General features: G+C 51.9%; 25 protein-coding genes and 1 riboswitch. Of the genes, 14 read left to right on the top strand and 11 right to left on the bottom strand.

Features of this window, described 5'->3' with window-relative positions; genetic code table 11:
* Positions 1 to 163 precede the first annotated feature (163 nt).
* The 3 genes from malM to malK form a co-directional block, all read right to left on the bottom strand.
* A complete protein-coding gene (gene malM, locus ACJHWK_RS22915; protein ID WP_000783444.1) occupies positions 164 to 1,084 on the bottom strand; it encodes a maltose operon protein MalM in 921 nt (306 codons plus the stop codon).
* Between the two features lie 242 nt (positions 1,085 to 1,326).
* Positions 1,327 to 2,667 (bottom strand): maltoporin LamB, encoded by a 1,341-nt coding sequence (gene lamB, locus ACJHWK_RS22920; RefSeq protein WP_000973665.1) that lies wholly within the window; start codon positions 2,665 to 2,667, stop codon positions 1,327 to 1,329.
* 71 nt (positions 2,668 to 2,738) lie between these two features.
* Positions 2,739 to 3,854, bottom strand: a complete 1,116-nt coding sequence (gene malK, locus ACJHWK_RS22925; RefSeq protein WP_000179165.1) for a maltose/maltodextrin ABC transporter ATP-binding protein MalK — start codon at positions 3,852 to 3,854, stop codon at positions 2,739 to 2,741.
* A 364-nt stretch (positions 3,855 to 4,218) separates the two neighbouring features.
* Here malK and malE point away from each other — a divergent pair, with 364 nt between their 5' ends.
* From malE to malG, 3 genes are all read left to right on the top strand, one after another.
* Complete coding sequence (gene malE / locus ACJHWK_RS22930; RefSeq protein WP_000695381.1) at positions 4,219 to 5,409, top strand: maltose/maltodextrin ABC transporter substrate-binding protein MalE; 1,191 nt, start codon at positions 4,219 to 4,221, stop codon at positions 5,407 to 5,409.
* A gap of 153 nt (positions 5,410 to 5,562) precedes the next feature.
* On the top strand, positions 5,563 to 7,107 hold the full coding sequence (malF, locus tag ACJHWK_RS22935) for a maltose ABC transporter permease MalF (RefSeq protein WP_001297290.1): 1,545 nt from the start codon (positions 5,563 to 5,565) through the stop codon (positions 7,105 to 7,107).
* A 14-nt stretch (positions 7,108 to 7,121) separates the two neighbouring features.
* Positions 7,122 to 8,012, top strand: coding sequence for a maltose ABC transporter permease MalG (malG, locus tag ACJHWK_RS22940; protein WP_001252058.1), 891 nt, complete (start codon positions 7,122 to 7,124; stop codon positions 8,010 to 8,012).
* Between the two features lie 93 nt (positions 8,013 to 8,105).
* On the opposite strand, the gene psiE is transcribed toward malG, so the two are convergent.
* Complete coding sequence (gene psiE, locus ACJHWK_RS22945; RefSeq protein WP_000202902.1) at positions 8,106 to 8,516, bottom strand: phosphate-starvation-inducible protein PsiE; 411 nt, start codon at positions 8,514 to 8,516, stop codon at positions 8,106 to 8,108.
* Positions 8,517 to 8,730: 214 nt separating this feature from the next.
* On the opposite strand from psiE, the gene ACJHWK_RS22950 reads away from it, so the two are divergent.
* Positions 8,731 to 9,009: a periplasmic protein gene (locus ACJHWK_RS22950; protein ID WP_001295279.1), complete on the top strand. Its 279-nt coding sequence runs from the start codon at positions 8,731 to 8,733 to the stop codon at positions 9,007 to 9,009.
* A 46-nt stretch (positions 9,010 to 9,055) separates the two neighbouring features.
* Here ACJHWK_RS22950 and ACJHWK_RS22955 read toward each other — a convergent pair whose 3' ends face one another.
* From ACJHWK_RS22955 to pgi, 5 genes are all read right to left on the bottom strand, one after another.
* Complete coding sequence (locus tag ACJHWK_RS22955; protein ID WP_000745778.1) at positions 9,056 to 11,152, bottom strand: YjbH domain-containing protein; 2,097 nt, start codon at positions 11,150 to 11,152, stop codon at positions 9,056 to 9,058.
* Positions 11,152 to 11,889 carry a capsule biosynthesis GfcC family protein gene (locus ACJHWK_RS22960; protein WP_001522159.1) on the bottom strand — a complete coding sequence of 246 codons (738 nt, stop codon included), beginning with the start codon at positions 11,887 to 11,889 and terminating at the stop codon, positions 11,152 to 11,154. The genes ACJHWK_RS22955 and ACJHWK_RS22960 overlap by 1 nt, the downstream gene beginning before the upstream one ends.
* Entirely contained in the window at positions 11,886 to 12,524 is a 639-nt protein-coding gene (locus ACJHWK_RS22965) for a YjbF family lipoprotein (protein WP_001522158.1), read from the bottom strand. The genes ACJHWK_RS22960 and ACJHWK_RS22965 overlap by 4 nt, the downstream gene beginning before the upstream one ends.
* A 186-nt stretch (positions 12,525 to 12,710) precedes the next feature.
* Positions 12,711 to 12,953 carry an exopolysaccharide production protein YjbE gene (gene yjbE / locus ACJHWK_RS22970; RefSeq protein WP_001522153.1) on the bottom strand — a complete coding sequence of 81 codons (243 nt, stop codon included), beginning with the start codon at positions 12,951 to 12,953 and terminating at the stop codon, positions 12,711 to 12,713.
* 353 nt (positions 12,954 to 13,306) lie between these two features.
* A complete protein-coding gene (gene pgi / locus ACJHWK_RS22975; protein ID WP_000789997.1) occupies positions 13,307 to 14,956 on the bottom strand; it encodes a glucose-6-phosphate isomerase in 1,650 nt (549 codons plus the stop codon).
* Between the two features lie 236 nt (positions 14,957 to 15,192).
* Positions 15,193 to 15,389: riboswitch (Lysine riboswitch) on the top strand.
* 91 nt (positions 15,390 to 15,480) lie between these two features.
* On the opposite strand from pgi, the gene lysC reads away from it, so the two are divergent.
* Positions 15,481 to 16,830 (top strand): lysine-sensitive aspartokinase 3, encoded by a 1,350-nt coding sequence (lysC, locus tag ACJHWK_RS22980; protein WP_001290322.1) that lies wholly within the window; start codon positions 15,481 to 15,483, stop codon positions 16,828 to 16,830.
* 252 nt (positions 16,831 to 17,082) lie between these two features.
* A complete protein-coding gene (locus ACJHWK_RS22985; RefSeq protein ID WP_001207638.1) occupies positions 17,083 to 17,355 on the top strand; it encodes a DUF3811 domain-containing protein in 273 nt (90 codons plus the stop codon).
* Here the strand turns inward: ACJHWK_RS22985 and rluF are convergent, their stop codons facing one another.
* On the bottom strand, positions 17,356 to 18,228 hold the full coding sequence (rluF, locus tag ACJHWK_RS22990; RefSeq protein WP_001522152.1) for a 23S rRNA pseudouridine(2604) synthase RluF: 873 nt from the start codon (positions 18,226 to 18,228) through the stop codon (positions 17,356 to 17,358).
* A gap of 347 nt (positions 18,229 to 18,575) precedes the next feature.
* Here rluF and ACJHWK_RS22995 point away from each other — a divergent pair, with 347 nt between their 5' ends.
* The 8 genes from ACJHWK_RS22995 to pepE all read left to right on the top strand — a co-directional run bounded on the left by ACJHWK_RS22995 (position 18,576) and on the right by pepE (position 25,360).
* On the top strand, positions 18,576 to 19,523 hold the full coding sequence (locus ACJHWK_RS22995) for a sugar-binding transcriptional regulator (protein WP_001522149.1): 948 nt from the start codon (positions 18,576 to 18,578) through the stop codon (positions 19,521 to 19,523).
* 69 nt (positions 19,524 to 19,592) lie between these two features.
* Positions 19,593 to 20,399 (top strand): SDR family oxidoreductase, encoded by an 807-nt coding sequence (locus ACJHWK_RS23000; RefSeq protein ID WP_001195415.1) that lies wholly within the window; start codon positions 19,593 to 19,595, stop codon positions 20,397 to 20,399.
* Between the two features lie 9 nt (positions 20,400 to 20,408).
* Entirely contained in the window at positions 20,409 to 20,816 is a 408-nt protein-coding gene (locus ACJHWK_RS23005) for a mannose/fructose/sorbose PTS transporter subunit IIA (protein ID WP_001522147.1), read from the top strand.
* Positions 20,816 to 21,310 carry a PTS system mannose/fructose/N-acetylgalactosamine-transporter subunit IIB gene (locus ACJHWK_RS23010; protein WP_001027853.1) on the top strand — a complete coding sequence of 165 codons (495 nt, stop codon included), beginning with the start codon at positions 20,816 to 20,818 and terminating at the stop codon, positions 21,308 to 21,310. The genes ACJHWK_RS23005 and ACJHWK_RS23010 overlap by 1 nt, the downstream gene beginning before the upstream one ends.
* A gap of 65 nt (positions 21,311 to 21,375) precedes the next feature.
* Positions 21,376 to 22,173 carry a PTS mannose/fructose/sorbose transporter subunit IIC gene (locus ACJHWK_RS23015; protein WP_000406313.1) on the top strand — a complete coding sequence of 266 codons (798 nt, stop codon included), beginning with the start codon at positions 21,376 to 21,378 and terminating at the stop codon, positions 22,171 to 22,173.
* Between the two features lie 10 nt (positions 22,174 to 22,183).
* Positions 22,184 to 23,008, top strand: a complete 825-nt coding sequence (locus ACJHWK_RS23020) for a PTS system mannose/fructose/sorbose family transporter subunit IID (RefSeq protein ID WP_170886425.1) — start codon at positions 22,184 to 22,186, stop codon at positions 23,006 to 23,008.
* 51 nt (positions 23,009 to 23,059) lie between these two features.
* Complete coding sequence (sorE, locus tag ACJHWK_RS23025) at positions 23,060 to 24,289, top strand: L-sorbose 1-phosphate reductase (RefSeq protein WP_000858557.1); 1,230 nt, start codon at positions 23,060 to 23,062, stop codon at positions 24,287 to 24,289.
* Positions 24,290 to 24,670: 381 nt separating this feature from the next.
* Positions 24,671 to 25,360 carry a dipeptidase PepE gene (gene pepE, locus ACJHWK_RS23030; protein ID WP_000421769.1) on the top strand — a complete coding sequence of 230 codons (690 nt, stop codon included), beginning with the start codon at positions 24,671 to 24,673 and terminating at the stop codon, positions 25,358 to 25,360.
* Positions 25,361 to 25,450: 90 nt separating this feature from the next.
* On the opposite strand, the gene ACJHWK_RS23035 is transcribed toward pepE, so the two are convergent.
* Positions 25,451 to 25,528, bottom strand: a 78-nt coding sequence (locus tag ACJHWK_RS23035) for an IS3 family transposase (protein ID WP_322967685.1), incomplete at its 5' end; no start/stop codon positions are given.

Consider the following 25,528-nt stretch of genomic DNA (forward strand, 5'->3'; position numbering starts at 1 on the left):
GCCAGACCGCAAGGTGTTTTAACAAATCAAAAGGGGTTTTAATAACTGGCTTAAAGCTGAAAGCTTTCCGGAACCCCCAGCCTAGCTGGGGGTTTTCTGTGCACAAAAAAAGGTGCGCCAGGAGACGCACCAGTTGTTGCAAAATCAGCACTGTGGGGCGTAATTACCCCTTGCCTTTTACACTGCTGATAAAGGTGGAACGGGCAGATGTTGACCCCAGGCGTTCAGCTTCATCAAGCAGTTTTAACGCCTTATCAACATCACCTTTCGCGACAGCGTTTTTGATCGCGGTATTAAAATAACTTTCCGTGTCGTTGAGCATCGGCTCGCTTTTCTTCACCGGTGCCGGAGCGGGTGCAGCCACAGCTGGTGCCGCCGTGTTGCCTACCGTAACCGGAGCTGGAGCGGAAGAACCAAATAGAGGCCCGACCAACACGCTAGAACTGGAGTTCGTTTTGACTTTCAGTTTCAGTAAGCCATCGGTGGTATGACGAGCAACCGGGTCAGGAATATCCGGGATCGAGTTACCGACGCCTTTGGCATAGGCTTTAGCCGGGTCGAGCAGTTGGGTCGTCTGCTGGAGATCTTTTTCCGTGGTAAAGACCAAAACATAAAGTTTTTGCTGCCCCAACGCCGGTGTCAGGCGCATAACGCCTTCCAGCCGATCTGCACTCATCACGCCTGGTTCCTGGTAGGTGAAATAACTGCTGGGGAAGAAGGCTGATGGGGTCATGTTCTGATCAAGAATCAGCACGTTCGGCGCAAAAACGCTGGTTTGTTTGTTCACTTCGCTGGTCAGCGTCAGGGTCAGTTCGCCAATGTTTGCCGGGACGCTGTACGCAGCAACCGGACCACTGATGCCGGGAACGTTCAGTTGTTGGCCGCCGGTCGCCAGTTGGGTGGTCTGGGTTTTAGATTGATCGACCGGTGTCCAGGTGAGTTGTTGCAGCGCGGCAGATGGAATGGCTGGCGCGTCGCTGGTGTTTTGCGGTACGTAGTTAACATCGGCAAGGCTGATTCCAGGCGCGCTTGCCAGTAACCCTGCTGATAAACAGAGGGCGATGAGACTTTTATTCATTTTCATTGTTTTCACCTCAAAATCTGGAGCTCAGCGGTAGCCAGGCAATAGCGCGCTAAACCCGATAATCAGAGGGGCTTTCGCCCCTTTCAGATAATGACAACCTGTTTTTATGCCGGATGCGGCGCAAGCACCTTATCCGGCCTACATTTGACAGCCGTTGTAGGCCTGATAAGACGCGCAAGCGTCGCATCAGGCGTTGGTTGCCGGATGCGGCGCAAGCACCTTATCCGGCCCAGGTTTTGCTATTACCACCAGATTTCCATCTGGGCACCGAAGGTCCACTCGTCGCTGTCACCACGGCCGAAGCTGCCGCCGTTGAAATCAGCAGGAACGGCTTTGCCGAAGTTAGTGTTGGTATTGGCGTTACCGGTGTAGTCATAACCCCATTTCTCATCCCACTTGGCGTAGGTTGCGAAGACACGAATAGCCGGGCGTGACCAGATGCTGTCGCCAGCCTGCCATTGTTGTGCGAGGGTAATTTTGTACTGATTGTTCTTGTCGCCGGTGCGCTGGGATTCGACGTTGTCGTAGCCGATTTCCATCACGGTGCTCATGATTGGCGTCCACTTGTACATCGGGCGAATACCGACGGTCCACCACTTGGTGCCGTTGTCGTTATCCCAGTTGATATCCTGGTACATACCCACGTACATCATGTCCCAGTTATCGCCCATGGAGATCGCACCGTGGTCGAGGATACGCAGCATGTGACCGTTGTTGTTGATATTGTAGGCAAATTTTTCGTTATCAAACGCGACGCCAGAACCCTGCGACAGACCTTTACCCTGCGAGGTCATCGAGTCAGTAGCGTACTGAACAACAAACTTGTTAAAGCCCTTCAGGACACTCTGAGTATGTTCAGCAGTGAATAACCAACCGTCTTTCGATGCGCCATCAACCAGACGATAGTTATCACGCAGGTTGGCACGACCGTAGTCGACACCCAGTTCTAATGTGCCGCCCGGGTTGATTTCCATCTGCGCTAAACGCACGTCGAAAACGTCGTTCGCGGTTTCGTTGGTATAGTCATAAATATTGTTGCTGGCGAAAGAGGAAGAACCACCTGCTTCAGAGGAGCGGGTTGCTGCCAGAGAGAGTTTACCGAAGCCAACATCGATGTTTTCCAGACCGGCACCAGGACCAGAAATATCCCAGTAGTAGAAGTCGATCATATGAACGTCATGACGTTGGTAGAAGCGCTTACCTGCCCAGATGGTGGAACCTGGCAGCCATTCGATCAGGTTTTTACCCTGTACGTTTGCTTCACGGAAGGCCGGATCGGTAGCTTCCCAGTCATTCTGTTGTGCGACGGAATAGGCCACGTTAGTGTCGAAATAGAAGCTCTTATCGCCCTCTTTCCACACTTCCTGACCCAATTTTAATTCAGCATAAGTTTCACATTCGTTGCCAAGACGGTATTTACTTTGAGCACCGGTAGTCTGGAAACACTGTTGTTCACCGCCGCTACCTGTCCAGCCAATACCGGAACGTGCATAGCCGTGGAAATCAACAGCCATTGCCTGAGCAGACATTACGCCCGCTGCGACGGCAACCGCCAGAGGAAGTTTGCGCAGAGTAATCATCATTCTATCTCCTGAGTCATTGCTTTTCTTTTTTCACATCACCTGTGACAGGCTTTGTGTGTTTTGTGGGGTGCTTAAACGCCCGGCTCCTTATGCAGTCGACGACATGCAGTGCCATCCTCACGGAACAGATGGCAACGCTCTGGCGGCAGGCCGATAGCGAATGTGGCACCTTCTTCTACCAACACCACGTCGTTCTGGCGGTACACCAGGTTTTGACGAATGGAAGGGATCTGGATATGGATTTGGGTTTCGTTGCCGAGTTGCTCGACGACCTGAACTTCACCCTCAAGGATGACGTCAGCGATATCACTCGGCAGTAGATGTTCCGGGCGAATACCCAGTGACATATTGGCTCCAACCTGGACATCACGGCTTTCAACAGGCAGCCAGACTTGCTGACGATTTGGCATCGGCAGCTCCACCTGCACTTGATCGATTGCGGTGGCAGTCACTTTTACCGGCAGGAAGTTCATCTTTGGCGAACCGATAAATCCGGCGACAAAACGGTCTGCCGGATAGTGGTACAGCTCCAGCGGTTTCCCAACCTGCGCCACGCGACCGGCGTCCAGCACCACGATTTTGTCGGCTAGTGTCATCGCTTCGACCTGATCGTGGGTGACGTAAATCATTGTGCGGCCCAGGCGTTTATGCAGACGGGAGATTTCGATACGCATTTGCACACGCAGTGCAGCATCAAGGTTGGAGAGCGGTTCATCGAGCAAAAATACGCTTGGCTCGGCCACCAGCGTACGGCCAATCGCCACACGCTGACGCTGACCACCGGAGAGCGCTTTCGGTTTGCGATCCAGCAAATGCGCCAGTTGTAGCACTTCCGCCACCTGGTTGACGCGTTGGTTAATCACCTCTTTTTTTGCGCCTGCCAGTTTCAGGCCAAATGACATGTTTTCTGCTACTGACAGGTGGGGATAGAGCGCGTAAGACTGAAACACCATACCAACGCCGCGTTCTGCTGGCGGAGTGTCATTCATCCGTTTCTCACCGATGAACAGGTCGCCGCTGGTGATCGTCTCAAGCCCGGCAATCATGCGCAGTAAAGTCGATTTACCGCAGCCAGACGGTCCGACAAACACCACGAATTCACCTTCATGGATATCGAGATTGATATCTTTCGATACCACGACCTCGCCCCAGGCTTTCGTTACATTTTGCAGCTGTACGCTCGCCATGCCCTTCTCCCTTTGTAACAACCTGTCATCGACAGCAACATTCATGATGGGCTGACTATGCGTCATCAGGAGATGGCTTAAATCCTCCACCCCCTGGCTTTTTTATGGGGGAGGAGGCGGGAGGATGAGAACACGGCTTCTGTGAACTAAACCGAGGTCATGTAAGGAATTTCGTGATGTTGCTTGCAAAAATCGTGGCGATTTTATGTGCGCATCTCCACATTACCGCCAATTCTGTAACAGAGATCACACAAAGCAACGGTGGGGCGTAGGGGCAAGGAGGATGGAAAGAGGTTGCTGTATAAAGAAACTAGAGTCCGTTTAGGTGTTTTCACGAGCACTTCACCAACAAGGACCATAGATTATGAAAATAAAAACAGGTGCACGCATCCTCGCATTATCCGCATTAACGACGATGATGTTTTCCGCCTCGGCTCTCGCCAAAATCGAAGAAGGTAAACTGGTAATCTGGATTAACGGCGATAAAGGCTATAACGGTCTCGCTGAAGTCGGTAAGAAATTCGAGAAAGATACCGGAATTAAAGTCACCGTTGAGCATCCGGATAAACTGGAAGAGAAATTCCCTCAGGTTGCGGCAACTGGCGATGGCCCTGACATTATCTTCTGGGCGCACGACCGCTTTGGTGGCTACGCTCAATCTGGCCTGTTGGCTGAAATCACCCCGGACAAAGCGTTCCAGGACAAGCTGTATCCGTTTACCTGGGATGCCGTACGTTACAACGGCAAGCTGATTGCTTACCCGATCGCTGTTGAAGCGTTATCGCTGATTTATAACAAAGATCTGCTGCCGAACCCGCCAAAAACCTGGGAAGAGATCCCGGCGCTGGATAAAGAACTGAAAGCGAAAGGCAAGAGCGCGCTGATGTTCAACCTGCAAGAACCGTACTTCACCTGGCCGCTGATTGCTGCTGACGGGGGTTATGCGTTCAAGTATGAAAACGGCAAGTACGACATTAAAGACGTGGGCGTGGATAACGCTGGCGCGAAAGCGGGTCTGACCTTCCTGGTTGACCTGATTAAAAACAAACACATGAATGCAGACACCGATTACTCCATCGCAGAAGCTGCCTTTAATAAAGGCGAAACAGCGATGACCATCAACGGCCCGTGGGCATGGTCCAACATCGACACCAGCAAAGTGAATTATGGTGTAACGGTACTGCCGACCTTCAAGGGTCATCCATCCAAACCGTTCGTTGGCGTGCTGAGCGCAGGTATTAACGCCGCCAGTCCGAACAAAGAGCTGGCGAAAGAGTTCCTTGAAAACTATCTGCTGACTGACGAAGGTCTGGAAGCGGTTAATAAAGATAAACCGCTGGGTGCCGTAGCGCTGAAGTCTTACGAGGAAGAGTTGGCGAAAGATCCACGCATTGCTGCCACCATGGAAAACGCCCAGAAAGGTGAAATCATGCCAAACATCCCGCAGATGTCCGCTTTCTGGTATGCCGTACGTACTGCGGTGATCAACGCCGCCAGCGGTCGTCAGACTGTCGATGAAGCCCTGAAAGACGCGCAGACTCGTATCACCAAGTAATGCTGTGAAATGCCGGATGCGGCGTGAACGCCTTGTCCGGCCTACAAAACCGAAACGTATGTAGGCCTGGTAAGGCGCGTCAGCGTCGCATCAGGCAGTTGTTGTCGGATAAGGCGTGAAAGCCTTATCCGTCCTGGAATGAGGAAGAACCCCATGGATGTCATTAAAAAGAAACATTGGTGGCAAAGCGACGCGCTGAAATGGTCAGTGCTAGGTCTGCTCGGCCTGCTGGTGGGTTACCTTGTTGTTTTAATGTACGCACAAGGGGAATACCTGTTCGCCATTACCACGCTGATATTGAGTTCAGCGGGGCTGTATATTTTCGCCAATCGTAAAGCCTACGCCTGGCGCTATGTTTACCCGGGAATGGCTGGAATGGGATTATTCGTCCTCTTCCCTTTGGTCTGCACCATCGCCATTGCCTTCACCAACTACAGCAGCACTAACCAGCTGACTTTTGAACGTGCGCAGGAAGTGTTGTTAGATCGCTCCTGGCAAGCAGGCAAAACCTATAATTTTGGTCTTTACCCGGCGGGCGATGAGTGGCAACTGGCGCTCAGCGACGGCGAAACCGGCAAAAATTACCTCTCCGACGCGTTTAAATTTGGCGGCGAGCAAAAACTGCAACTGAAAGAAACGACCGCCCAGCCCGAAGGCGAACGCGCGAATCTGCGCGTGATTACCCAGAATCGTCAGGCGCTGAGTGACATTACCGCCATTCTGCCAGATGGCAACAAAGTGATGATGAGCTCCCTGCGCCAGTTTTCTGGCACGCAGCCGCTCTACACACTCGACGGTGACGGCACGTTGACGAATAATCAGAGCGGCGTGAAATATCGTCCGAATAACCAAATTGGCTTTTACCAGTCCATAACCGCCGACGGCAACTGGGGCGATGAAAAGCTAAGCCCCGGTTACACCGTGACCACTGGCTGGAAAAACTTTACCCGCGTCTTCACCGACGAAGGCATTCAGAAACCGTTCCTCGCCATTTTCGTCTGGACCGTGGTGTTCTCGCTGATCACTGTCTTTTTAACGGTGGCGGTCGGCATGGTTCTGGCGTGTCTGGTGCAGTGGGAAGCGTTGCGCGGTAAAGCGGTCTATCGCGTCCTGCTGATTCTGCCCTACGCGGTGCCATCGTTCATTTCAATCTTGATTTTCAAAGGGTTGTTTAACCAGAGCTTCGGTGAGATCAACATGATGTTGAGCGCGCTGTTTGGCGTGAAGCCCGCCTGGTTCAGCGATCCGACCACCGCCCGCACGATGCTGATTATCGTCAACACCTGGCTGGGTTATCCGTACATGATGATCCTCTGCATGGGCTTGCTGAAAGCGATTCCGGACGATTTGTATGAAGCCTCAGCAATGGATGGCGCAGGTCCATTCCAGAACTTCTTTAAGATTACGCTGCCGCTGCTGATTAAACCGCTGACGCCGCTGATGATCGCCAGCTTCGCCTTTAACTTTAACAACTTCGTGCTGATTCAACTGTTAACCAACGGCGGTCCGGATCGTCTTGGCACGACCACGCCAGCCGGTTATACCGACCTGCTTGTTAACTACACCTACCGCATCGCTTTTGAAGGCGGCGGGGGTCAGGACTTCGGTCTGGCAGCAGCAATTGCCACGCTGATCTTCCTGCTGGTGGGTGCGCTGGCGATAGTGAACCTGAAAGCCACGCGAATGAAGTTTGATTAAGGGAGATAACAAAAATGGCAATGGTCCAACCGAAATCGCAAAAAGCACGTTTGTTTATTACTCACCTGCTACTGCTACTTTTTATCGCGGCGATTATGTTCCCGCTGCTGATGGTCGTCGCTATCTCGCTGCGTCAGGGAAACTTCGCGACTGGCAGCCTGATCCCGGAGCAAATCTCCTGGGATCACTGGAAACTGGCGTTAGGTTTTAGCGTGGAACAGGCTGATGGTCGCATTACGCCACCGCCATTCCCGGTACTGCTGTGGCTGTGGAACTCGGTAAAGGTCGCCGGGATTTCCGCGATTGGCATTGTGGCGCTCTCCACCACCTGCGCCTACGCTTTCGCCCGTATGCGCTTTCCAGGCAAAGCGACGCTGCTGAAAGGAATGCTGATTTTCCAGATGTTCCCGGCAGTACTTTCACTGGTCGCGTTGTATGCGTTGTTTGATCGTCTGGGTGAGTACATTCCATTCATTGGCCTGAATACTCACGGCGGCGTAATTTTCGCGTATCTGGGTGGGATTGCGCTGCATGTCTGGACCATCAAAGGCTATTTCGAAACCATCGACAGTTCGCTGGAAGAAGCGGCGGCGCTGGATGGTGCGACACCGTGGCAAGCCTTCCGCCTTGTCTTGTTACCGCTGTCAGTACCGATTCTGGCGGTGGTGTTCATCCTGTCGTTTATCGCTGCCATTACTGAAGTTCCGGTCGCGTCGCTGTTACTGCGTGACGTAAATAGCTACACCCTGGCCGTGGGGATGCAGCAATACCTCAACCCGCAAAACTACCTGTGGGGTGACTTTGCTGCCGCTGCCGTGATGTCTGCATTACCGATCACCATCGTCTTCTTGCTGGCTCAACGCTGGCTGGTCAACGGCCTGACGGCAGGTGGTGTGAAAGGTTAAAGATGTTGTTCTGCCAATGTTATGCCGCTGCACCCTCAACTTACGTTATCCCAACTTGTGACTGTTATTCGGCGCTCCACGGAGCGCCTTTTTTTACTCCCGCTTCAGCCGTTTCGAATTACACAGCCACAGGGTGATCACCAGCAACAGGATCGCTGCCGAGTAGATCAACACATCCAGTGGCGATTTATGATCGACGATGATCAAGCGCACAATGGCGGTGATCCCAATATAGACAAAGTAACGTAGCGGGAAGTGAAAACCGGACTGAAAGTACTTCACAATCAGCGCGATAAATTCGAAATAGAGAAAGTAAACCACCAGTCCTTCTACCAGCTCATATTTGCTGGTTTGTTCTGGCGCGAACAGCACATCAGCCAGATGCACCGTTTCTTTGCCGAGGAAGACAACCAAAATCAGGCCGAGGCACAACAGGCCAAGATTGAGTACGGTCTGCAAAATGGTGGAGATAAACTCCACGCGCGGACGAGAGAGTGACGTCATAGCAGTACCTCCTTCACAGTGGCGAGCTTCCTGTATAACGCAAAAATGTGACGGAGATCTATATTTTTTGTGTATGTTTTGTTCAGCTCGATTAAGTGGGCATCTCCCATCAACGTCTCATCTGACAAAACACACAGCCCAAAAAAATCACCCATTCAGGTGATTCCCAGCCACCAGCAATGCGCGAAAAATCGACAATGTTCCTCTGGAACAAATGAAACGTAACCTGATAAAGGTGGTAAAAATGAAGCCTTATTTTGCTGCTTTGATGTTATCAGTCTCTGTTCTTCCTGCTTATGCCGGTCCGCTCGGTACTGCTGATAAAGCCGACCTACCGCAAAGCAATGTCTCCAGCCCAATGATGGCCCAGTCGCTCAGGCAACCAGACCTGCAACCAATATCGACGGACAGGAAGACAGAATGTTTTCGCCTTTACACACCAGATCGCAAACCGGGGGTGAACTGCGTTCCTGATGGCTCGACAGGCCATTAAGAATGAGGGTGCCAGTGAGTGCGAAAACTGGCACCTTTTCCATGACTTAGCGGAAATTGACGCTACGGTCGCTGGTCATGTCATACAACTGGAACTTACGCCCAAGTTGCTGACCACCGTCACGCGTCAGCGGCGTCCAGCCAATTGCCGCACGGCTGCGTGTCGGGCCAGACGAGAAGAGATCCAGCGGTACAGAGACATACACGCCTTTGGTGAAGTCCCCTTCGCCGTACTCCTCTTTCGAAACATTCGTGATCGTGGCATAGCCACCCACCACCACGCCGCTATCAAAGCGTTTGGCGATCTCCAGCGTGCCGCCTTTATCCCCAGCCAGATACTGCCCGACGCTCGCTTTCACTAACACATCCTGAGCGAAAGATGGCGTCCAGTAGGCGGTCAGATGTCCGGTTTTCACGCTGTAGTCGGTGAATTTCATCATATCTTTTGCACTACGCCAGTCGCGCTGTTTAACGTAGTTGGCATCCACACCAAACGCCCAGTTGCTGTCCAGCGGGCGATACAACACTTCTGCCCCCGCACCGCCAAACATGGTTTCGAGATAACCTCCGTAGACCTGGCCGTAGAAGCCGTTGCCCAGATGCTGGAAGTAGTTGGCTTGCAGGTTATTCACATAGACATCGTTCTGCACATACTCGCGCACATGGGTACGAACGCGCGGTAAGTGCGAGTCCTGCGGTGGATTAGTGTAGTTAAACTTGTCGTAGTTGTTGGCAAGGTTAGCGAACAGGCTGCCGGTGGTCAGCAGATGGTCCGTCAGCCACAAATCTGCCGTTCCCATCACGCCCAGCTGATACATGTAAAAGTTTTCCGGGCCACCGACCGACTGGTTCAACACCGGATCGATATGGAAATCAAAGCGCGATTTGTCGATATACCAGCCCTGCTCGGTGGACTGCGGAACCACTGGCTCGACGCGTTTTTGCGCCAGCGTCGTTTCGTGGCCCAACGGCTCTCCGGCAAGATGATTTTTCAGGCTGGCGACATCGGTTTCCGTCGTCACCTGCGGCATGTTAAGGCGATTCTCCGTAATGCGGATCGTTTTGATCCCATCCGGCAGATCGTTCATCACGATCCGATTAGCACGGATGATCCCTTCGCGCGAATCACGATATTTCACCTGCTCGCCGGTAACATACAGAGTATCGCCTTTCGCCTGGATCTGTGGATCGGCAAGTCCGGCATTGTATTTCAACAGCGTTAACTGATTCGCCACCACCGAATGCTGCAAAATGGCATCCTGCGGCTGCGGTTGATATTGCGGGCGGGCGTTATCGTTGTAAGACGGGCGCAGATCGTTAAAGTTGGTGCGCAACGTAACGCCAAACATAAAGGTGTTGCCACGTTCATAGCTAAGGTTAACGTCGGCCCAATCGGTAACGCGATAAATCGCACCGACGTTAAACTTACTTTTTTGCTCCAGCTTCCCGGCAAAATCCTGCTGATAATTATTGCCTTCATACTCCAGTTTCAGGCGCAGCGGTTGCCAGGGCGTCTGGTATTCCACGCCGCCAAACAGTGAGGCAGGACCGTGGAACATCTGGCTACCGTCGATAGATCCCGCCTGTTTGTAGCTGTTATCGCGATAGCAATATTTGTCACTGGCTGAACAGAGCGGATTTTTCACGTTACCGCTGGTGCCCAGATATCCCCATCCCAGGCCGAGCGTGAAATCGAACGGCCCCCAGGCTTTGCTGGCAACAAGATATTCCGCATCAAACAGCCCCGTACCGCCGATATCCCGCGCACCAACCGCCACTTGCGGCAGCCAATAACTCTCTTCCCACAAACGCAGTTTGAGATCGAAGGCTTTATCTTTATACGTTTGATCACCAGAGAACGCTTCGACGCTGCTGTACTGCCGGGTGCGCACGTCGGTGTAGCGCAGCGTTGTTTCCAGCCACGGGAAGAGTTGCACTGAAGCTGAGTAATAACGGTACTGATCGTTATCGCGATAGTTGAGGCTCAACTCCCCTTCCCGCGCCATGCGCGCGGTGGGCGTTTGTAATAATCCTACGCCACCGAAATCCGACTGCGACGGACCAATGGGCGCAGGATATGTTTCGCCGTAGCAAGCTGTGCTAATGCCCAGCGCCAGTAAGCTAAGCAGATGTCTTTTTTTCATTATTGAGGTATCCGCTGCGTCAGAGTCTGAAGAATGTCGGCGTTCAGGGCATCAGGCGTCTTACTCCAGACGGAGTCCGCGAGGCCAACATAAATAATGCTGCCGGGCATCGGCTCTACGTGACGCTTGTTCCAGTAAGCCACCGGCGCTTTTTGCGTGCGTCCGTCCGGGTAAACCACCCACGCGTAGCTGCGATCCGCACCGCTAAGCAGGTTCTGCCCGGAGAGATAGCTCGCCACGTCGCGACCTGGAGTGAAAGGCTGCTTGCCAGGACGGCTGATAAGCCCGAACAACGTGACCGTGGACGGCGGTGGTCCGACCCACAGCGTGTAGTTGCCCTGCAACGGTGGGTTAGCGCGTTCGGCAACGCGGACGATATCGGGATCAAGATTGATTTTTTGCCTGCCCGTCACCTTCAACGCCTGAATTTGCTGGCGTAAGGCGTTAATGGCGGCGGCATCGTCAGCGCTGGAATCTGCGGCTAGTTCTGCCAGCCGTGTCAGCAACGCCTGCTGCTGACGCAATGCTGCCGCCGTTGCCAGCTCTTCGCTAATCACCGCACCGGGCCACCAACTGTTTGCCAGCCGTGGTTGGCCTACCAGATCGATTAAATGCTCTGCCCCCGTCAGCGTTTTGGCCTCACTGCTGCCATTGCTGAATACCTTGACGGTTCCCGCCGCGAAGACCGATGACGCCCCCACACTCAAAATCAATGCGACAATAGTTTGTTTAATCATTGTTTTGCCGCCTTGATGAGAGTGGTTTTCACCGGGAAATAATCCGCGCCGAGATACTGTTCCGACTGGCGAATTTGCCCTTCGCTGTCGATCCAATAGCGGTTATGCCAGCGCGCCTGGTCGGTGGAGACTTCTTCGTCCAGCACGCGAACCGGGGATTCATCGCTGCCGACTTTGACGGTATCGGTGCCATCCCATTTGAAGACTGAGCGTGCGGTGGCGTAGCGTACCTGCTGGTACTCGGTCCAGCCCATCGTGCGCGTCCAGGTTGCACCATCAACAATTTGTGCGGGTTTAATCAGCGGGTCGGCAGCAAGGTTATTCACTTCAATCAGGTTGTCGCCGCCAAGCAAAGTCTTCACCAGACGACCATGTTGTGTGACGAGAGTGGCCTGATCCTGAGTAACCCATTTTTGTTGCCCATCCTCGGCAAAGGCCAGCACTACAAACAACTGCGGCCCGCCATTAAGCTGCATATACTGGCTGGCGTAGGGCATATTTTGAATATCATCATCCGTCAGCTGTACGCCTGGTGTACCGAACAGACTGTCCCACAGTGAATTGCCCAGCTCTTTAGTCGTGGCTGAACAGGCCTGTAATAGCAGGCAGATAAGAATGAGTGCAGGTCGCTTCACGACTCTTCTCCAGAGGGGCAGAATAACCACACCGGAGTGTGGTTATGGTTAATCCCCTTCATACTTCAAGCTGCAGATGCGGTGACCGCACTCGTTCACCCCGGTCACATAGTTATCTATGCTCCCGGGGACTCACTCGCTTGTCGCCTTCCTGCAACTCGAATTATTGTGGGGATACATACTTTATTACTGGGTACTGGTGGTCGTGGTTGTTGTGGTCCCGGTATTAGAACCATCACCGCCACCGGTTGCCGCGAGCGCGACACCCACCGCCGAGCTTACGGTGCTGACGCTGGTCGCGGAGGAACTCCCCGCCGAAACCGACGTTGCTGCCGACCCTGCTGCTTCGCCCACCTGTACAGGTGCAGCCCACGCAGAAGTCGCCGCAAGCACAGATATGGCAAAAATGCCATACAGAACTTTTTTCATAACAATTTCCCTTCATTGAATGAATGGAGATTTACCCAAAAACATTTCGGGCGGGATCGAGTATACACAACTAAAGCATGCGAATTACGGTGTGGGGAATTAGCGATGGGGTTTTAGGATAATTGGAATGAATATCAAATATAAGTTTCAACTTATATATAAATAAGATTAAAAATCAAAAAGTTAAAATGAAATCAAAAATAATTATCCTACGTATTTTCCGAAATCAACCATGATTAAAAATCTATTTTAGGATTAACCTCACAGCATGATTTCCGTTAAATCACAGACAAGGGGATTTATCTGATAAAAAATGCCGACATAACGTCGGCATTTTTATTAAGGTTATTTAATTAACCGCGCCACGCTTTATAGCGGTTAATCAGACCATTGGTCGAGCTATCGTGGCTGCTGATTTCTTTATCATCTTTCAGCTCTGGCAGAATACGGTTCGCCAGTTGTTTACCCAGCTCCACGCCCCACTGGTCGAAGGTGAAGATGTTCAGAATCACGCCCTGAGTAAAGATTTTGTGCTCATACAGCGCAATCAACGCACCCAGGCTGAACGGAGTGATTTCGCGCAGCAGGATGGAGTTGGTCGGGCGGTTACCTTCGAACACTTTGAACGGCACCACGTAGTCAAGCGTTGCCGGATCTTTACCCTGATCACGATATTCCTGCTCAACCACTTCGCGGGATTTACCAAACGCCAGCGCTTCGGTCTGAGCAAAGAAGTTAGACAGCAGTTTCTGGTGATGATCAGAGAGCGGGTTATGGGTGATAGCCGGGGCGATGAAATCGCACGGTACCATTTTGGTTCCCTGGTGGATCAGCTGGTAGAACGCGTGCTGACCGTTAGTGCCTGGTTCACCCCAGATAATCGGGCCAGTCTGGTAATTCACGACGTTACCGTTACGGTCAACGTACTTACCGTTGGACTCCATATTGCCCTGCTGGAAGTACGCCGCGAAACGGTGCATATACTGGTCATACGGCAGAATCGCTTCAGTTTCCGCGCCAAAGAAATTGTTGTACCAGATGCCAATCAGCGCCAGTAGTACAGGCAGGTTTTTCTCGGCAGGCGTGGTGGAGAAATGCTTGTCCATCGCGTGTGCGCCAGAAAGCAGTTCAACGAAGTTATCAAAGCCGATGGAGAGAACAATCGACAGGCCAATCGCTGACCATAAAGAGTAACGACCACCGACCCAGTCCCAGAACTCGAACATGTTGGCGGTATCAATACCAAACTCGCCAACGGCTTTGGCGTTGGTTGAGAGCGCCGCAAAGTGTTTCGCAACGTGTTTTTCATCACCAGCCGCTTTCAGGAACCAGTCACGCGCACTATGGGCGTTGGTCATGGTTTCCTGAGTGGTGAAGGTTTTAGATGCTACCAGGAACAGCGTGGTTTCCGGGTTTACTTTTTTCAGCACTTCCGCGATGTGAGTCCCATCGACGTTAGAAACAAAGTGCATGTTCAGGTGGTTTTTGTACGGACGCAGTGCTTCGGTCACCATGTATGGGCCGAGGTCAGAACCGCCGATCCCGATGTTCACTACGTCAGTGATTGCTTTGCCGGTATAACCCTTCCACTCACCGGAAATAATCGCTTGCGAGAAGGTTTTCATCTTCTCCAGCACCGCGTTGACTTCCGGCATAACGTCTTTGCCATCAACCAGAATCGGGGTATTGCTACGGTTACGCAGCGCTACGTGCAGCACGGCGCGGTTTTCGGTGCGGTTGATCTTCTCACCAGAGAACATCGACTTAATCGCGCCCGCCAGATCGCACTCTTTCGCCAGATCTTGTAATTTCGCCAGCGTCTCTTCAGTGATGCGGTTTTTGGAGTAATCCACCAGCATCTGATCGTCGAAGGTTGCGGAGAACTTAGAAAAACGATCGCCGTCTTTAGCAAAAAGATCGGCGATCGTAACGTCTTTCATTTCATCGAAGTGTTTCTGTAGTGCCTGCCAGGCAGCGGTCTGCGTTGGATTGATGTTTTTCATTAGCAATACTCTTCTGATTTTGAGAATTGTGACTTTGGAAGATTGTAGCGCCAGTCACAGAAAAATGTGATGGTTTTAGTGCCGTTAGCGTAATGTTGAGTGTAAACCCTTAGCGCAGTGAAGCATTTATTAGCTGAACTACTGACCGCCAGGAGTGGATGAAAAATCCGCATGACCCCATCGTTGACAACCGCCCCACTCACCCTTTATTTATAAATGTACTACCTGCGCTAGCGCAGGCCAGAAGAGGCGCGTTGCCCAAGTAACGGTGTTGGAGGAGCCAGTCCTGTGATAACACCTGAGGGGGTGCATCGCCGAGGTGATTGAACGGCTGGCCACGTTCATCATCGGCTACAGGGGCTGAATCCCCTGGGTTGTCACCAGAAGCGTTCGCAGTCGGGCGTTTCGCAAGTGGTGGAGCACTTCTGGGTGAAAATAGTAGCGAAGTATCGCTCTGCGCCCACCCGTCTTCCGCTCTTCCCTTGTGCCAAGGCTGAAAATGGATCCCCTGACACGAGGTAGTTATGTCTGAAATTGTTGTCTCCAAATTTGGCGGTACCAGCGTAGCTGATTTTGACGCCATGAACCGCAGCGCTGATATTGTGCTTTCTGATGCCAACGTACGTTTAGTTGTCCTCTCGGCTTCTGCTGGTATCACTAATCTGCTGGTCGCTTTAGCTGAAGGACTGGAACCTGGCGAGCGATTCGAAAAACTCGACGCAATCCGCAATATCCAGTTTGCCATTCTGGAACGTCTGCGTTACCCGAACGTTATCCGTGAAGAGATTGAACGTCTGCTGGAGAACATTACTGTTCTGGCAGAAGCGGCGGCGCTGGCAACGTCTCCGGCGCTGACAGATGAACTGGTCAGCCACGGCGAGCTGATGTCGACCCTGCTGTTTGTCGAAATCCTGCGCGAACGCGATGTTCAGGCACAGTGGTTTGATGTACGTAAAGTGATGCGTACCAACGACCGATTTGGTCGTGCAGAGCCAGATGTAGCCGCGCTGGCGGAACTGGCCGCGCTGCAGCTGCTCCCACGCCTCAATGAAGGCTTAGTGATCACCCAGGGATTTATCGGTAGCGAAAATAAAGGTCGGACAACGACGCTTGGCCGTGGAGGCAGCGATTATACGGCAGCCTTGCTGGCGGAGGCTTTACACGCATCTCGTGTTGATATCTGGACCGACGTCCCGGGCATCTACACCACCGATCCACGCGTGGTTTCCGCAGCAAAACGCATTGATGAAATCGCGTTTGCCGAAGCGGCAGAGATGGCAACTTTTGGTGCAAAAGTACTGCATCCGGCAACGTTGCTACCCGCAGTACGCAGCGATATCCCGGTCTTTGTCGGCTCCAGTAAAGACCCACGCGCAGGTGGTACGCTGGTGTGCAATAAAACTGAAAATCCGCCGCTATTCCGCGCGCTGGCGCTTCGTCGCAATCAGACTCTGCTCACTTTGCACAGCCTGAATATGCTGCATTCTCGCGGTTTCCTCGCGGAAGTTTTCGGCATCCTCGCGCGGCATAATATTTCGGTAGACTTAATCACCACGTCAGAAGTGAGCGTGGCATTAACCCTTGATACCACCGGTTCAACCTCCACTGGCGATACCTTGCTGACGCAATCTCTGCTGATGGAGCTGTCTGCACTATGCCGGGTAGAAGTGGAGGAAGGTCTGGCGCTGGTCGCGTTGATTGGCAATGACCTGTCAAAAGCCTGCGGCGTTGGCAAAGAGGTATTCGGCGTACTGGAACCGTTCAACATTCGCATGATTTGTTACGGCGCATCCAGCCATAACCTGTGCTTCCTGGTGCCCGGCGAAGATGCCGAGCAGGTGGTGCAAAAACTGCATAGTAATTTGTTTGAGTAAATACTGTATGGCCTGGAAGCTATATTTCGGGCCGTATTGATTTTCTTGTCACTATGCTCATCAATAAACGAGCCTGTACTCTGTTAACCAACGTCTTTATCGGAGAATAATTGCCTTTAATTTTTTTATCTGCATCTCTAATTAATTATCGAAAGAGATAAATAGTTAAGAGAAGGCAAAATGAATATTATCAGTTCTGCTCGCAAACGAATTCCCGTACACTGAACTCTCTGGCTCACTGAGGGCACCAGCATGGCACTCCCCCGTATTACCCAAAAAGAGATGACTGAACGCGAGCAGCGTGAACTTAAAACACTGCTGGATCGGGCGCGGATTGCGCATGGTCGCGTACTGACCAACTCCGAAACCAACAGCATTAAGAAAGAGTACATCGATAAATTAATGGTCGAGCGTGAGGCTGAAGCGAAAAAAGCCCGCCAGTTAAAGAAAAAGCAGGCTTATAAACCGGATCCTGAAGCGTCATTTAGCTGGTCAGCAAATACGTCGACGCGCGGCAGGCGCTGATTAGCGCCCCTTCTTTTTACGCCCCGGCGAGGTAAAACGCTTACCGTTGGACGCCGGGCGACCGCCTTTTTCCGCCGTTTTTTCCATCTTAACGACTGGACGTTTAATGCCTACAGTTTTCGGTTTGGCCTTCGCTTTAGATTTTGCCTCGGAAGAGGAATTTTCAATGAGCTTAAAGAGGTCGATTAACTCATCGTCAGTTAAATCACGCCATTCCCCCAGCGGAATGCCGCTTAAACTAACGTTCATGATGCGCGTACGTTCCAGCTTTTTCACTTCGTAACCAAAGTGCTCGCACATGCGACGGATCTGACGGTTCAGCCCCTGCACCAGGGTAATGCGGAAGACAAACGGCGCTTCTTTTTTGACTTTGCACTTTTTCGTCACCGTCCCGAGGATCGGCACCCCCGCCCCCATACCACGAATAAATTCATCGGTAATCGGTTTATCGACCGTCACCAGATACTCTTTCTCATGATCGTTACCCGCACGGAGGATCTTATTCACCAGATCGCCGTGATTGGTGAGGAAAATCAGCCCCTGGGAGTCTTTATCCAGGCGGCCAATCGGGAACACGCGTTTGCTGTGGTTAACGAAATCGACAATGTTATCGCGCTCGCCATCTTCGGTGGTGCTGACAATACCGACGGGCTTGTTCAGGGCGATAAGTACCAAATCTTCGGCTTCCCGAGGCTCAATCAACTGACCGTTTACTTTCACAACGTCGCCGGGTTTCACCTGATCGCCAATGGTGGCTCGCTTGCCATTAAGGAACACATTGCCTTGCTCGATATAGCGATCCGCTTCGCGGCGTGAGCAAATTCCGCTTTCGCTGATGTATTTATTTAAACGGACTGATGAGTCGGGCAGCATAAATTCTCCTGTAAAACGCGGAATATACCGTACCTCTTAGCGGGGAAAAACAGGGTTATGCGGCAACGTCGAAATTAAATGTGATCTGCCACGCCTTTTATCACAAAAGTGTCTCCGGAAGTACGATGCAAATTTGCCTGGCAAAATAAGGATAATCAACATATTACGAATCGCTGCACAACTGTGCTGATGACTACTAGGCAGAGAAACAAATGTGCAAGAGAAAGCGCTATTTCTCCCCATGCAAAGAGTGAAAAATCGCTTTGAAAGGCCATCATGATGGGGTTATATCAGATCAAGCGGTGAGAAAGCGTATTTGCACAAATGTGCAGAACCAGGAGGCGGCAATGGAAAACAGTGACGATATCCGTTTGATTGTGAAGATTGCCCAACTCTATTACGAACAGGATATGACGCAGGCGCAAATCGCGCGCGAACTGGGTATTTACCGCACCACCATCAGCCGCTTGCTTAAACGAGGCCGCGATCAGGGAATTGTCACCATCGCCATCAACTATGACTACAACGAAAATCTCTGGCTGGAGCAGCAACTGAAGCAAAAGTTTGGCCTGAAAGACGTTGTGGTGGTGTCGGGAAATGATGAGGATGAAGAGACTCAACTGGCGATGATGGGGTTACACGGCGCGCAACTGCTGGATCGCTTGCTGGAGCCTGGCGATATTGTCGGTTTTTCCTGGGGTCGCGCGGTGAGCGCACTGGTTGAAAACTTGCCGCAGGCGGGGCAATCGCGGCAGTTAATCTGCGTACCAATTATTGGCGGACCGTCCGGTAAACTCGAAAGCCGCTATCACGTAAACACATTAACCTACAGCGCGGCAGCGAAGCTGAAAGGGGAATCGCATCTCGCGGATTTTCCGGCTCTGCTGGATAACCCATTAATTCGTAATGGGATCATGCAGTCTCAGCACTTTAAAACCATCTCTGCCTACTGGGATAATCTGGATGTCGCCCTGGTGGGAATTGGCTCACCGGCCATTCGCGACGGCGCTAACTGGCATGCGTTTTATGGTGGTGAAGAGAGTGACGACCTGAATGCCCGCCAGGTTGCTGGCGATATTTGCTCGCGCTTTTATGATATTCACGGCGCAATGGTTGAAACGAATATGAGCGAAAAAACACTCTCTATCGAAATGAATAAATTAAAGCAGGCGCGGTATTCCATTGGCATTGCCATGAGTGAAGAAAAATACAGCGGAATTGTTGGTGCACTGCGTGGAAAATATATTAATTGTCTGGTAACGAATAGCAGCACAGCTGAACTATTACTGAAATAAAAATCTTCCCGATGTTTACCGTAATAAAAATTACGGCGGGTCCCTATTATCTAAAATCAGGAGTCTGTTATGCAAACGTGGTTAAATTTGCAGGATAAAATCATTATCGTCACCGGCGGCGCATCCGGTATTGGTCTGGCGATTGTAGAGGAATTATTAGCACAAGGCGCAAACGTACAGATGGTCGATATTCACGGTGGCGATGGTCAATATGAAGGTCATAAAGGCTATCAGTTTTGGCCGACCGATATTTCCAGCGCCAAAGAGGTAAATCATACGGTAGCGGAAATTATCCAGCGTTTTGGTCGCATCGACGGTCTGGTCAATAACGCCGGGGTCAATTTCCCGCGTCTGCTGATCGATGAGAAAGCGCCTGCCGGGCAGTATGAACTCAACGAAGCTGCATTCGAAAAAATGGTCAATATCAACCAGAAAGGCGTTTTTCTGATGTCGCAGGCGGTGGCGCGACAGATGGTCAAACAACATGATGGCGTGATTGTGAATGTTTCCTCAGAAAGTGGGCTGGAAGGCTCAGAAGGCCAAAGCTGTTACGCCGCGACCAAAGCCGCGCTCAATAGCTTCACGCGCTCCTGGTCGAAAGAGCTGGGTAAGCACGGTATCCGTGTGGTCGGTATCGCGCCAGGGATTCTGGAAAAAACAGGACTGCGCACGCCGGAATATGAAGAAGCGCTGGCGTGGACGCGCAATATCACCGTCGAGCAGCTGCGTGAAGGCTATACCAAAAATTCCATTCCTATTGGGCGCGCCGGAAGATTAGCAGAAGTGGCTGATTTTGTTTGTTATCTGCTGTCTGAACGCGCCAGCTATATCACCGGAGTAACCACTAACATTGCAGGCGGCAAAACGCGCGGCTAAGGAGGCTTTATGGTCAACGCCATTTTTTGTGCCCACGGCAAATTAGCTTGCGCCATGCTGGAATCGGTTCAGATGGTTTACGGCGACGCCCATGTTGAGGCAGTGGAATTTGTACCCGGTGAGAACGCCAATGACATTGTGGCAAAGCTGGAAAAGTTAGTGAGCATTCACAATCAAGACGAATGGCTGATTGCCGTGGACTTACAGTGCGGCAGCCCGTGGAATGCGGCAGCGATGCTTGCGATGGGCAATCCTCGTCTGCGGGTAATCAGCGGCCTTTCTCTGCCGCTGGCGCTCGAACTGGTTGATAACCAGGACAGCATGAATGTTGATGAACTGTGTGAACACCTGACGCAAATCGCAAAGCAATCCTGCGTCGTCTGGAGACAGGTGGCAACGGCAGAGGAGGATTTCTGATGAACATTACGCTCGCCCGCATTGATGACCGCCTGATCCACGGTCAGGTCACTACCGTCTGGTCGAAAGTGGCTAACGCCCAGCGCATTATTATCTGCAATGACGAAGTTTATAACGATGAAGTTCGCCGGACATTATTGCGTCAGGCTGCGCCACCGGGAATGAAGGTTAACGTGGTCAATATTGAAAAAGCCGTCGCGGTTTATCACAACCCGCAATATCAGGACGAAACCGTTTTTTATCTTTTCACTCGCCCACAGGATGCCTTAGCGATGGTTCGCCAGGGGGTAAAAATAGGCACCCTGAATATTGGCGGCATGGCCTGGCGGCCCGGTAAAAAACAGTTAACCAAAGCGGTTTCATTAGATGATGATGATATTAACGCATTTCATGAGTTAAATAATCTTGGCGTCATACTGGATTTACGCGTCGTAGCGTCAGATCCCTCAATCAATATTATCGACAAAATAAACGAACAGTTAATCGCAAATTAAATAATAGCGCCTGTGTACATATGCTTTAACAGGCAGGGATGACGACACTTAAAAGGTGACAAATCATGGAAATAAGTACCCTACAAATCATTGCTATATTTCTTTTTTCCTGTATTGCCGGAATGGGCAGCGTGCTGGATGAATTTCAGACTCATCGCCCGTTAATTGCCTGTACGGTGATTGGTTTAATTCTCGGTGATTTAAAAACCGGAATAATACTCGGTGGTACGCTGGAATTGATAGCTCTCGGCTGGATGAACGTCGGCGCGGCGCAATCTCCAGATTCTGCACTCGCCAGCATAATCTCCGCCATTCTGGTTATCGTTGGTCAGCAAAGCATCGCCACCGGAATCGCCATCGCGTTGCCTGTGGCTGCGGCAGGCCAGGTGCTGACGGTGTTTGCCCGTACCATCACAGTAGTGTTCCAGCACGCGGCGGATAAAGCAGCAGAAGAGGCGCGGTTTCGCACTCTCGATATTCTGCATGTCTCCGCGCTTGGCGTGCAGGCGCTGCGCGTTGCTATTCCGGCACTGATTGTCTCGCTGTTCGTCAGCGCCGATATGGTCAGCAATATGTTAAACGCCATTCCCGAATTTGTGACCCGAGGACTACAGATTGCTGGCGGTTTTATCGTGGTGGTCGGTTACGCCATGGTGCTACGTATGATGGGCGTGAAATATTTGATGCCTTTCTTTTTCCTCGGTTTCCTCGCAGGTGGCTACCTCGATCTCAGTCTGCTGGCGTTCGGTGGCGTCGGCGTGATCATGGCCCTGCTCTACATCCAGCTAAATCCACAGTGGCGTAAAGCTGAACCTCAACTCCAGGCCACCGCCTCCACCGCCCTTGACCAACTTGACGATTAACGGAGCCATCATGGAACAGAGAAAAATTACACGCAGCGATCTGGTGAGCATGTTTCTGCGCTCCAACCTGCAACAGGCGTCCTTTAACTTTGAACGTATTCACGGGCTGGGTTTTTGCTACGACATGATCCCCGCCATCAAGCGACTTTACCCATTAAAAGAGGATCAGGTTGCGGCGCTCAGGCGACACCTGGTGTTCTTCAATACCACGCCAGCCGTATGTGGCCCGGTCATCGGCGTCACTGCCGCCATGGAAGAGGCGCGGGCCAACGGCGCGGAAATTGATGACGGTACCATTAACGGCATCAAAGTCGGTCTGATGGGACCATTGGCAGGAGTTGGCGATCCACTGGTCTGGGGAACGCTGCGCCCGATTACCGCCGCGCTCGGCGCATCTCTGGCACTTTCGGGCAACATTCTCAGCCCGCTGCTGTTTTTCTTTATTTTCAATGCGGTGCGTCTGGCGATGAAGTGGTATGGCCTACAGCTCGGCTTTCGCAAAGGGGTGAATATCGTCAGCGATATGGGCGGGAATGTGCTGCAAAAACTCACCGAAGGCGCGTCGATTCTCGGACTGTTTGTGATGGGCGTGCTGGTGACCAAATGGACGTCAATCAACGTACCGTTGGTGGTTTCACAAACGCATGCCGCCGATGGCTCCACCGTCACCATGACCGTGCAGAACATTCTCGACCAACTTTGCCCTGGTTTGCTGGCGCTCGGTCTGACGCTACTGATGGTTCGTCTGCTCAACAAAAAAATTAACCCGGTATGGCTGATTTTCGCCCTGTTTGGCTTAGGGATTATCGGCAATGCGCTGGGCTTCCTGTCCTGATTCTTCGCCCCGGCACGACTGCCGGGGCCATCGCTCAACATGAGGTGGTTTATGAAAACAACAGCTCTGCGTCTTTATGGTAAACGTGATTTACGCCTGGAAACCTTTGATCTTCCTGAAATGCAGGAGGATGAAATCCTCGCGACGGTGGTCACCGACAGCCTGTGCCTCTCTTCCTGGAAAGAGGCCAATCTGGGTGAAAACCATAAAAAAGTACCCGACGATGTGGCGACCAACCCCATCATCATCGGCCACGAGTTTTGCGGCGATATTCTGGCCGTGGGTAAAAAGTGGCAGCACAAATTCCAGCCGGGTCAGCGTTATGTGATTCAGGCCAACCTGCAACTCCCCGACCGCCCGGACTGCCCCGGCTACTCCTTCCCGTGGGTAGGCGGCGAAGCCACGCATGTGGTTATTCCCAACGAGGTCATGGAACAAGATTGCCTGCTGGCATACGACGGCGAAACCTATTTTGAAGGCTCGCTGGTTGAACCGCTTTCCTGCGTGATTGGCGCGTTCAACGCCAACTATCATCTTCAGGAAGGTAGTTATAACCACACGATGGGGATTCGCCCGCAAGGGCGCACGCTGATCCTCGGCGGCACCGGACCAATGGGACTGTTGGCGATTGATTATGCGCTACATGGACCCGTTAACCCGTCGCTGCTCGTCATTACCGATACCGACAACGACAAATTGAGTTATGCGCGCAAGCACTATCCATCAGAACCGCAAACACTGATTCATTATCTCAATGCTGCCGATGCAGCATTTGATACGTTAATGGCACTGAGTGGCGGTCACGGCTTCGATGATATTTTCGTCTTTGTGCCTAATGAAGGACTGGTGACTCTCGCCTCTTCCTTGCTGGCGACAGATGGTTGCCTGAATTTCTTCGCCGGACCGCAGGATAAACATTTCAGCGCGCCAATTAATTTCTACGATGTGCATTATGCATTTACCCACTACGTGGGCACGTCAGGCGGCAATACCGATGACATGCGCGCAGCAGTCAAATTGATTGAAGAGAAAAAAGTGCAGGCCGCAAAAGTGGTAACACATATTCTTGGGCTGAATGCCGCGGGCGAAACCACGCTTGAATTGCCTGCCGTCGGCGGCGGCAAAAAGCTGGTGTATACCGGGAAATACCTGCCGCTTATGTCACTCACGCAGATTCAGGATCAAGCACTGGCGGCAATTCTGGCGCGTCATCAGGGGATCTGGTCCGGTGAGGCGGAGCAATATCTGCTCACTCATGCAGAGGCAATTTCCCATGATTAATCGCGCTACTTAACTCTGCATGTCGCTGGCTGGTCGCCGCGGCAACTTCGCGACCGGATGTGCGGCTGATTGCTGAAGCAGCACAATTTGCATGAGAAGGATAAAAAATATCAGCGCCTTAAGGGGCGCTCAAATTGGTGGCAAAGTACACATTGTTTATGCCGGATGCGGAATGAAGCCTTATTCGGCATACATAATCTCGAAAATTCAATATATTGCAGTTATCTGGTAGGCCTGGTAAGCGTAGCGCATCAGGCAATGCTGTGTTTGTCATCAGTCTCAGCGCCCGGTGCAATACGTGACATCGTGAGCCATGTCAGTAAGTGGTTAAATTCGCAGTGGTAGCATGCCTCCCGTGATTTCTTACTAACCGGAGAAGTAATGGAACTGCTTTTATTGAGTAACTCGACGCTGCCGGGTAAAGCCTGGCTGGAACATGCACTGCCGCTAATTGCTGAACAGTTGCAGGGTCGCCGCTCAGCGGTGTTTATCCCTTTCGCTGGCGTAACGCAGACCTGGGATGATTACACAGCGAAAACGGCTGCGGTTCTCGCTTCGCTGGGTGTTTCTGTCACCGGTATTCATAGCGTTGTCGATCCCGTTGCCGCGATTGAAAATGCTGAGATCGTGATTGTCGGCGGCGGTAATACTTTCCAGTTGCTGAAACAGTGCCGCGAGCGCGGGCTGCTGGCACCAATTACTGACGTGGTTAAACGTGGCGCGCTGTATATTGGCTGGAGCGCTGGCGCTAACCTTGCTTGCCCAACCATTCGTACCACCAACGATATGCCGATTGTCGATCCACAAGGTTTCGATGCGCTGAATCTGTTCCCGTTGCAAATCAACCCGCACTTCACCAACGCGCTGCCGGAAGGCCATAAAGGTGAAACGCGTGAGCAGCGTATTCGCGAACTGCTGGTCGTCGCGCCAGAACTCACAATTATTGGTCTACCGGAAGGTAACTGGATCACGGTGAGTAAAGGTCACGCTACGCTGGGTGGCCCGAACACCACTTATGTGTTTAAGGCTGGTGAAGAAGCGGTTCCGCTGGAAGCGGGTCACCGTTTTTAAGTGAATTGCCGGATGCATGATCCGGCATCTTGTACATAGTGCCTGATGCGACGCTTTATGAACTGAACCCCAAAACCTGGACAGTTTCAGTTAACCGGCTTTTTGATACTCAGTCCGGTATTCTACCGGGCTGAGTCCCCCAAGACTGAGTTTTATTCTTTTTTGATT

The organism is Escherichia sp. WS547, from assembly GCF_046486065.1.
Taxonomy (GTDB): Bacteria; Pseudomonadota; Gammaproteobacteria; order Enterobacterales; family Enterobacteriaceae; genus Escherichia; species Escherichia coli.

Coding starts and splice junctions, on each gene's coding strand:
- malE (WP_000695381.1), top strand. CDS start 4,219: ATGAAAATAAAAACAGGTGCACGCATCCTCGCATTATCCGCATTAACG.
- pepE (WP_000421769.1), top strand. CDS start 24,671: ATGGAACTGCTTTTATTGAGTAACTCGACGCTGCCGGGTAAAGCCTGG.
- ACJHWK_RS23020 (WP_170886425.1), top strand. CDS start 22,184: ATGGAACAGAGAAAAATTACACGCAGCGATCTGGTGAGCATGTTTCTG.
- ACJHWK_RS22985 (WP_001207638.1), top strand. CDS start 17,083: ATGGCACTCCCCCGTATTACCCAAAAAGAGATGACTGAACGCGAGCAG.
- ACJHWK_RS22955 (WP_000745778.1), bottom strand. CDS start 11,152: ATGAAAAAAAGACATCTGCTTAGCTTACTGGCGCTGGGCATTAGCACA.
- ACJHWK_RS23015 (WP_000406313.1), top strand. CDS start 21,376: ATGGAAATAAGTACCCTACAAATCATTGCTATATTTCTTTTTTCCTGT.
- rluF (WP_001522152.1), bottom strand. CDS start 18,228: ATGCTGCCCGACTCATCAGTCCGTTTAAATAAATACATCAGCGAAAGC.
- lysC (WP_001290322.1), top strand. CDS start 15,481: ATGTCTGAAATTGTTGTCTCCAAATTTGGCGGTACCAGCGTAGCTGAT.
- malM (WP_000783444.1), bottom strand. CDS start 1,084: ATGAAAATGAATAAAAGTCTCATCGCCCTCTGTTTATCAGCAGGGTTA.
- sorE (WP_000858557.1), top strand. CDS start 23,060: ATGAAAACAACAGCTCTGCGTCTTTATGGTAAACGTGATTTACGCCTG.
- yjbE (WP_001522153.1), bottom strand. CDS start 12,953: ATGAAAAAAGTTCTGTATGGCATTTTTGCCATATCTGTGCTTGCGGCG.
- ACJHWK_RS22960 (WP_001522159.1), bottom strand. CDS start 11,889: ATGATTAAACAAACTATTGTCGCATTGATTTTGAGTGTGGGGGCGTCA.
- ACJHWK_RS22950 (WP_001295279.1), top strand. CDS start 8,731: ATGAAACGTAACCTGATAAAGGTGGTAAAAATGAAGCCTTATTTTGCT.
- ACJHWK_RS23005 (WP_001522147.1), top strand. CDS start 20,409: ATGGTCAACGCCATTTTTTGTGCCCACGGCAAATTAGCTTGCGCCATG.
- psiE (WP_000202902.1), bottom strand. CDS start 8,516: ATGACGTCACTCTCTCGTCCGCGCGTGGAGTTTATCTCCACCATTTTG.
- ACJHWK_RS22995 (WP_001522149.1), top strand. CDS start 18,576: ATGGAAAACAGTGACGATATCCGTTTGATTGTGAAGATTGCCCAACTC.
- lamB (WP_000973665.1), bottom strand. CDS start 2,667: ATGATGATTACTCTGCGCAAACTTCCTCTGGCGGTTGCCGTCGCAGCG.
- ACJHWK_RS23010 (WP_001027853.1), top strand. CDS start 20,816: ATGAACATTACGCTCGCCCGCATTGATGACCGCCTGATCCACGGTCAG.
- malK (WP_000179165.1), bottom strand. CDS start 3,854: ATGGCGAGCGTACAGCTGCAAAATGTAACGAAAGCCTGGGGCGAGGTC.
- malF (WP_001297290.1), top strand. CDS start 5,563: ATGGATGTCATTAAAAAGAAACATTGGTGGCAAAGCGACGCGCTGAAA.
- malG (WP_001252058.1), top strand. CDS start 7,122: ATGGCAATGGTCCAACCGAAATCGCAAAAAGCACGTTTGTTTATTACT.
- ACJHWK_RS23000 (WP_001195415.1), top strand. CDS start 19,593: ATGCAAACGTGGTTAAATTTGCAGGATAAAATCATTATCGTCACCGGC.
- pgi (WP_000789997.1), bottom strand. CDS start 14,956: ATGAAAAACATCAATCCAACGCAGACCGCTGCCTGGCAGGCACTACAG.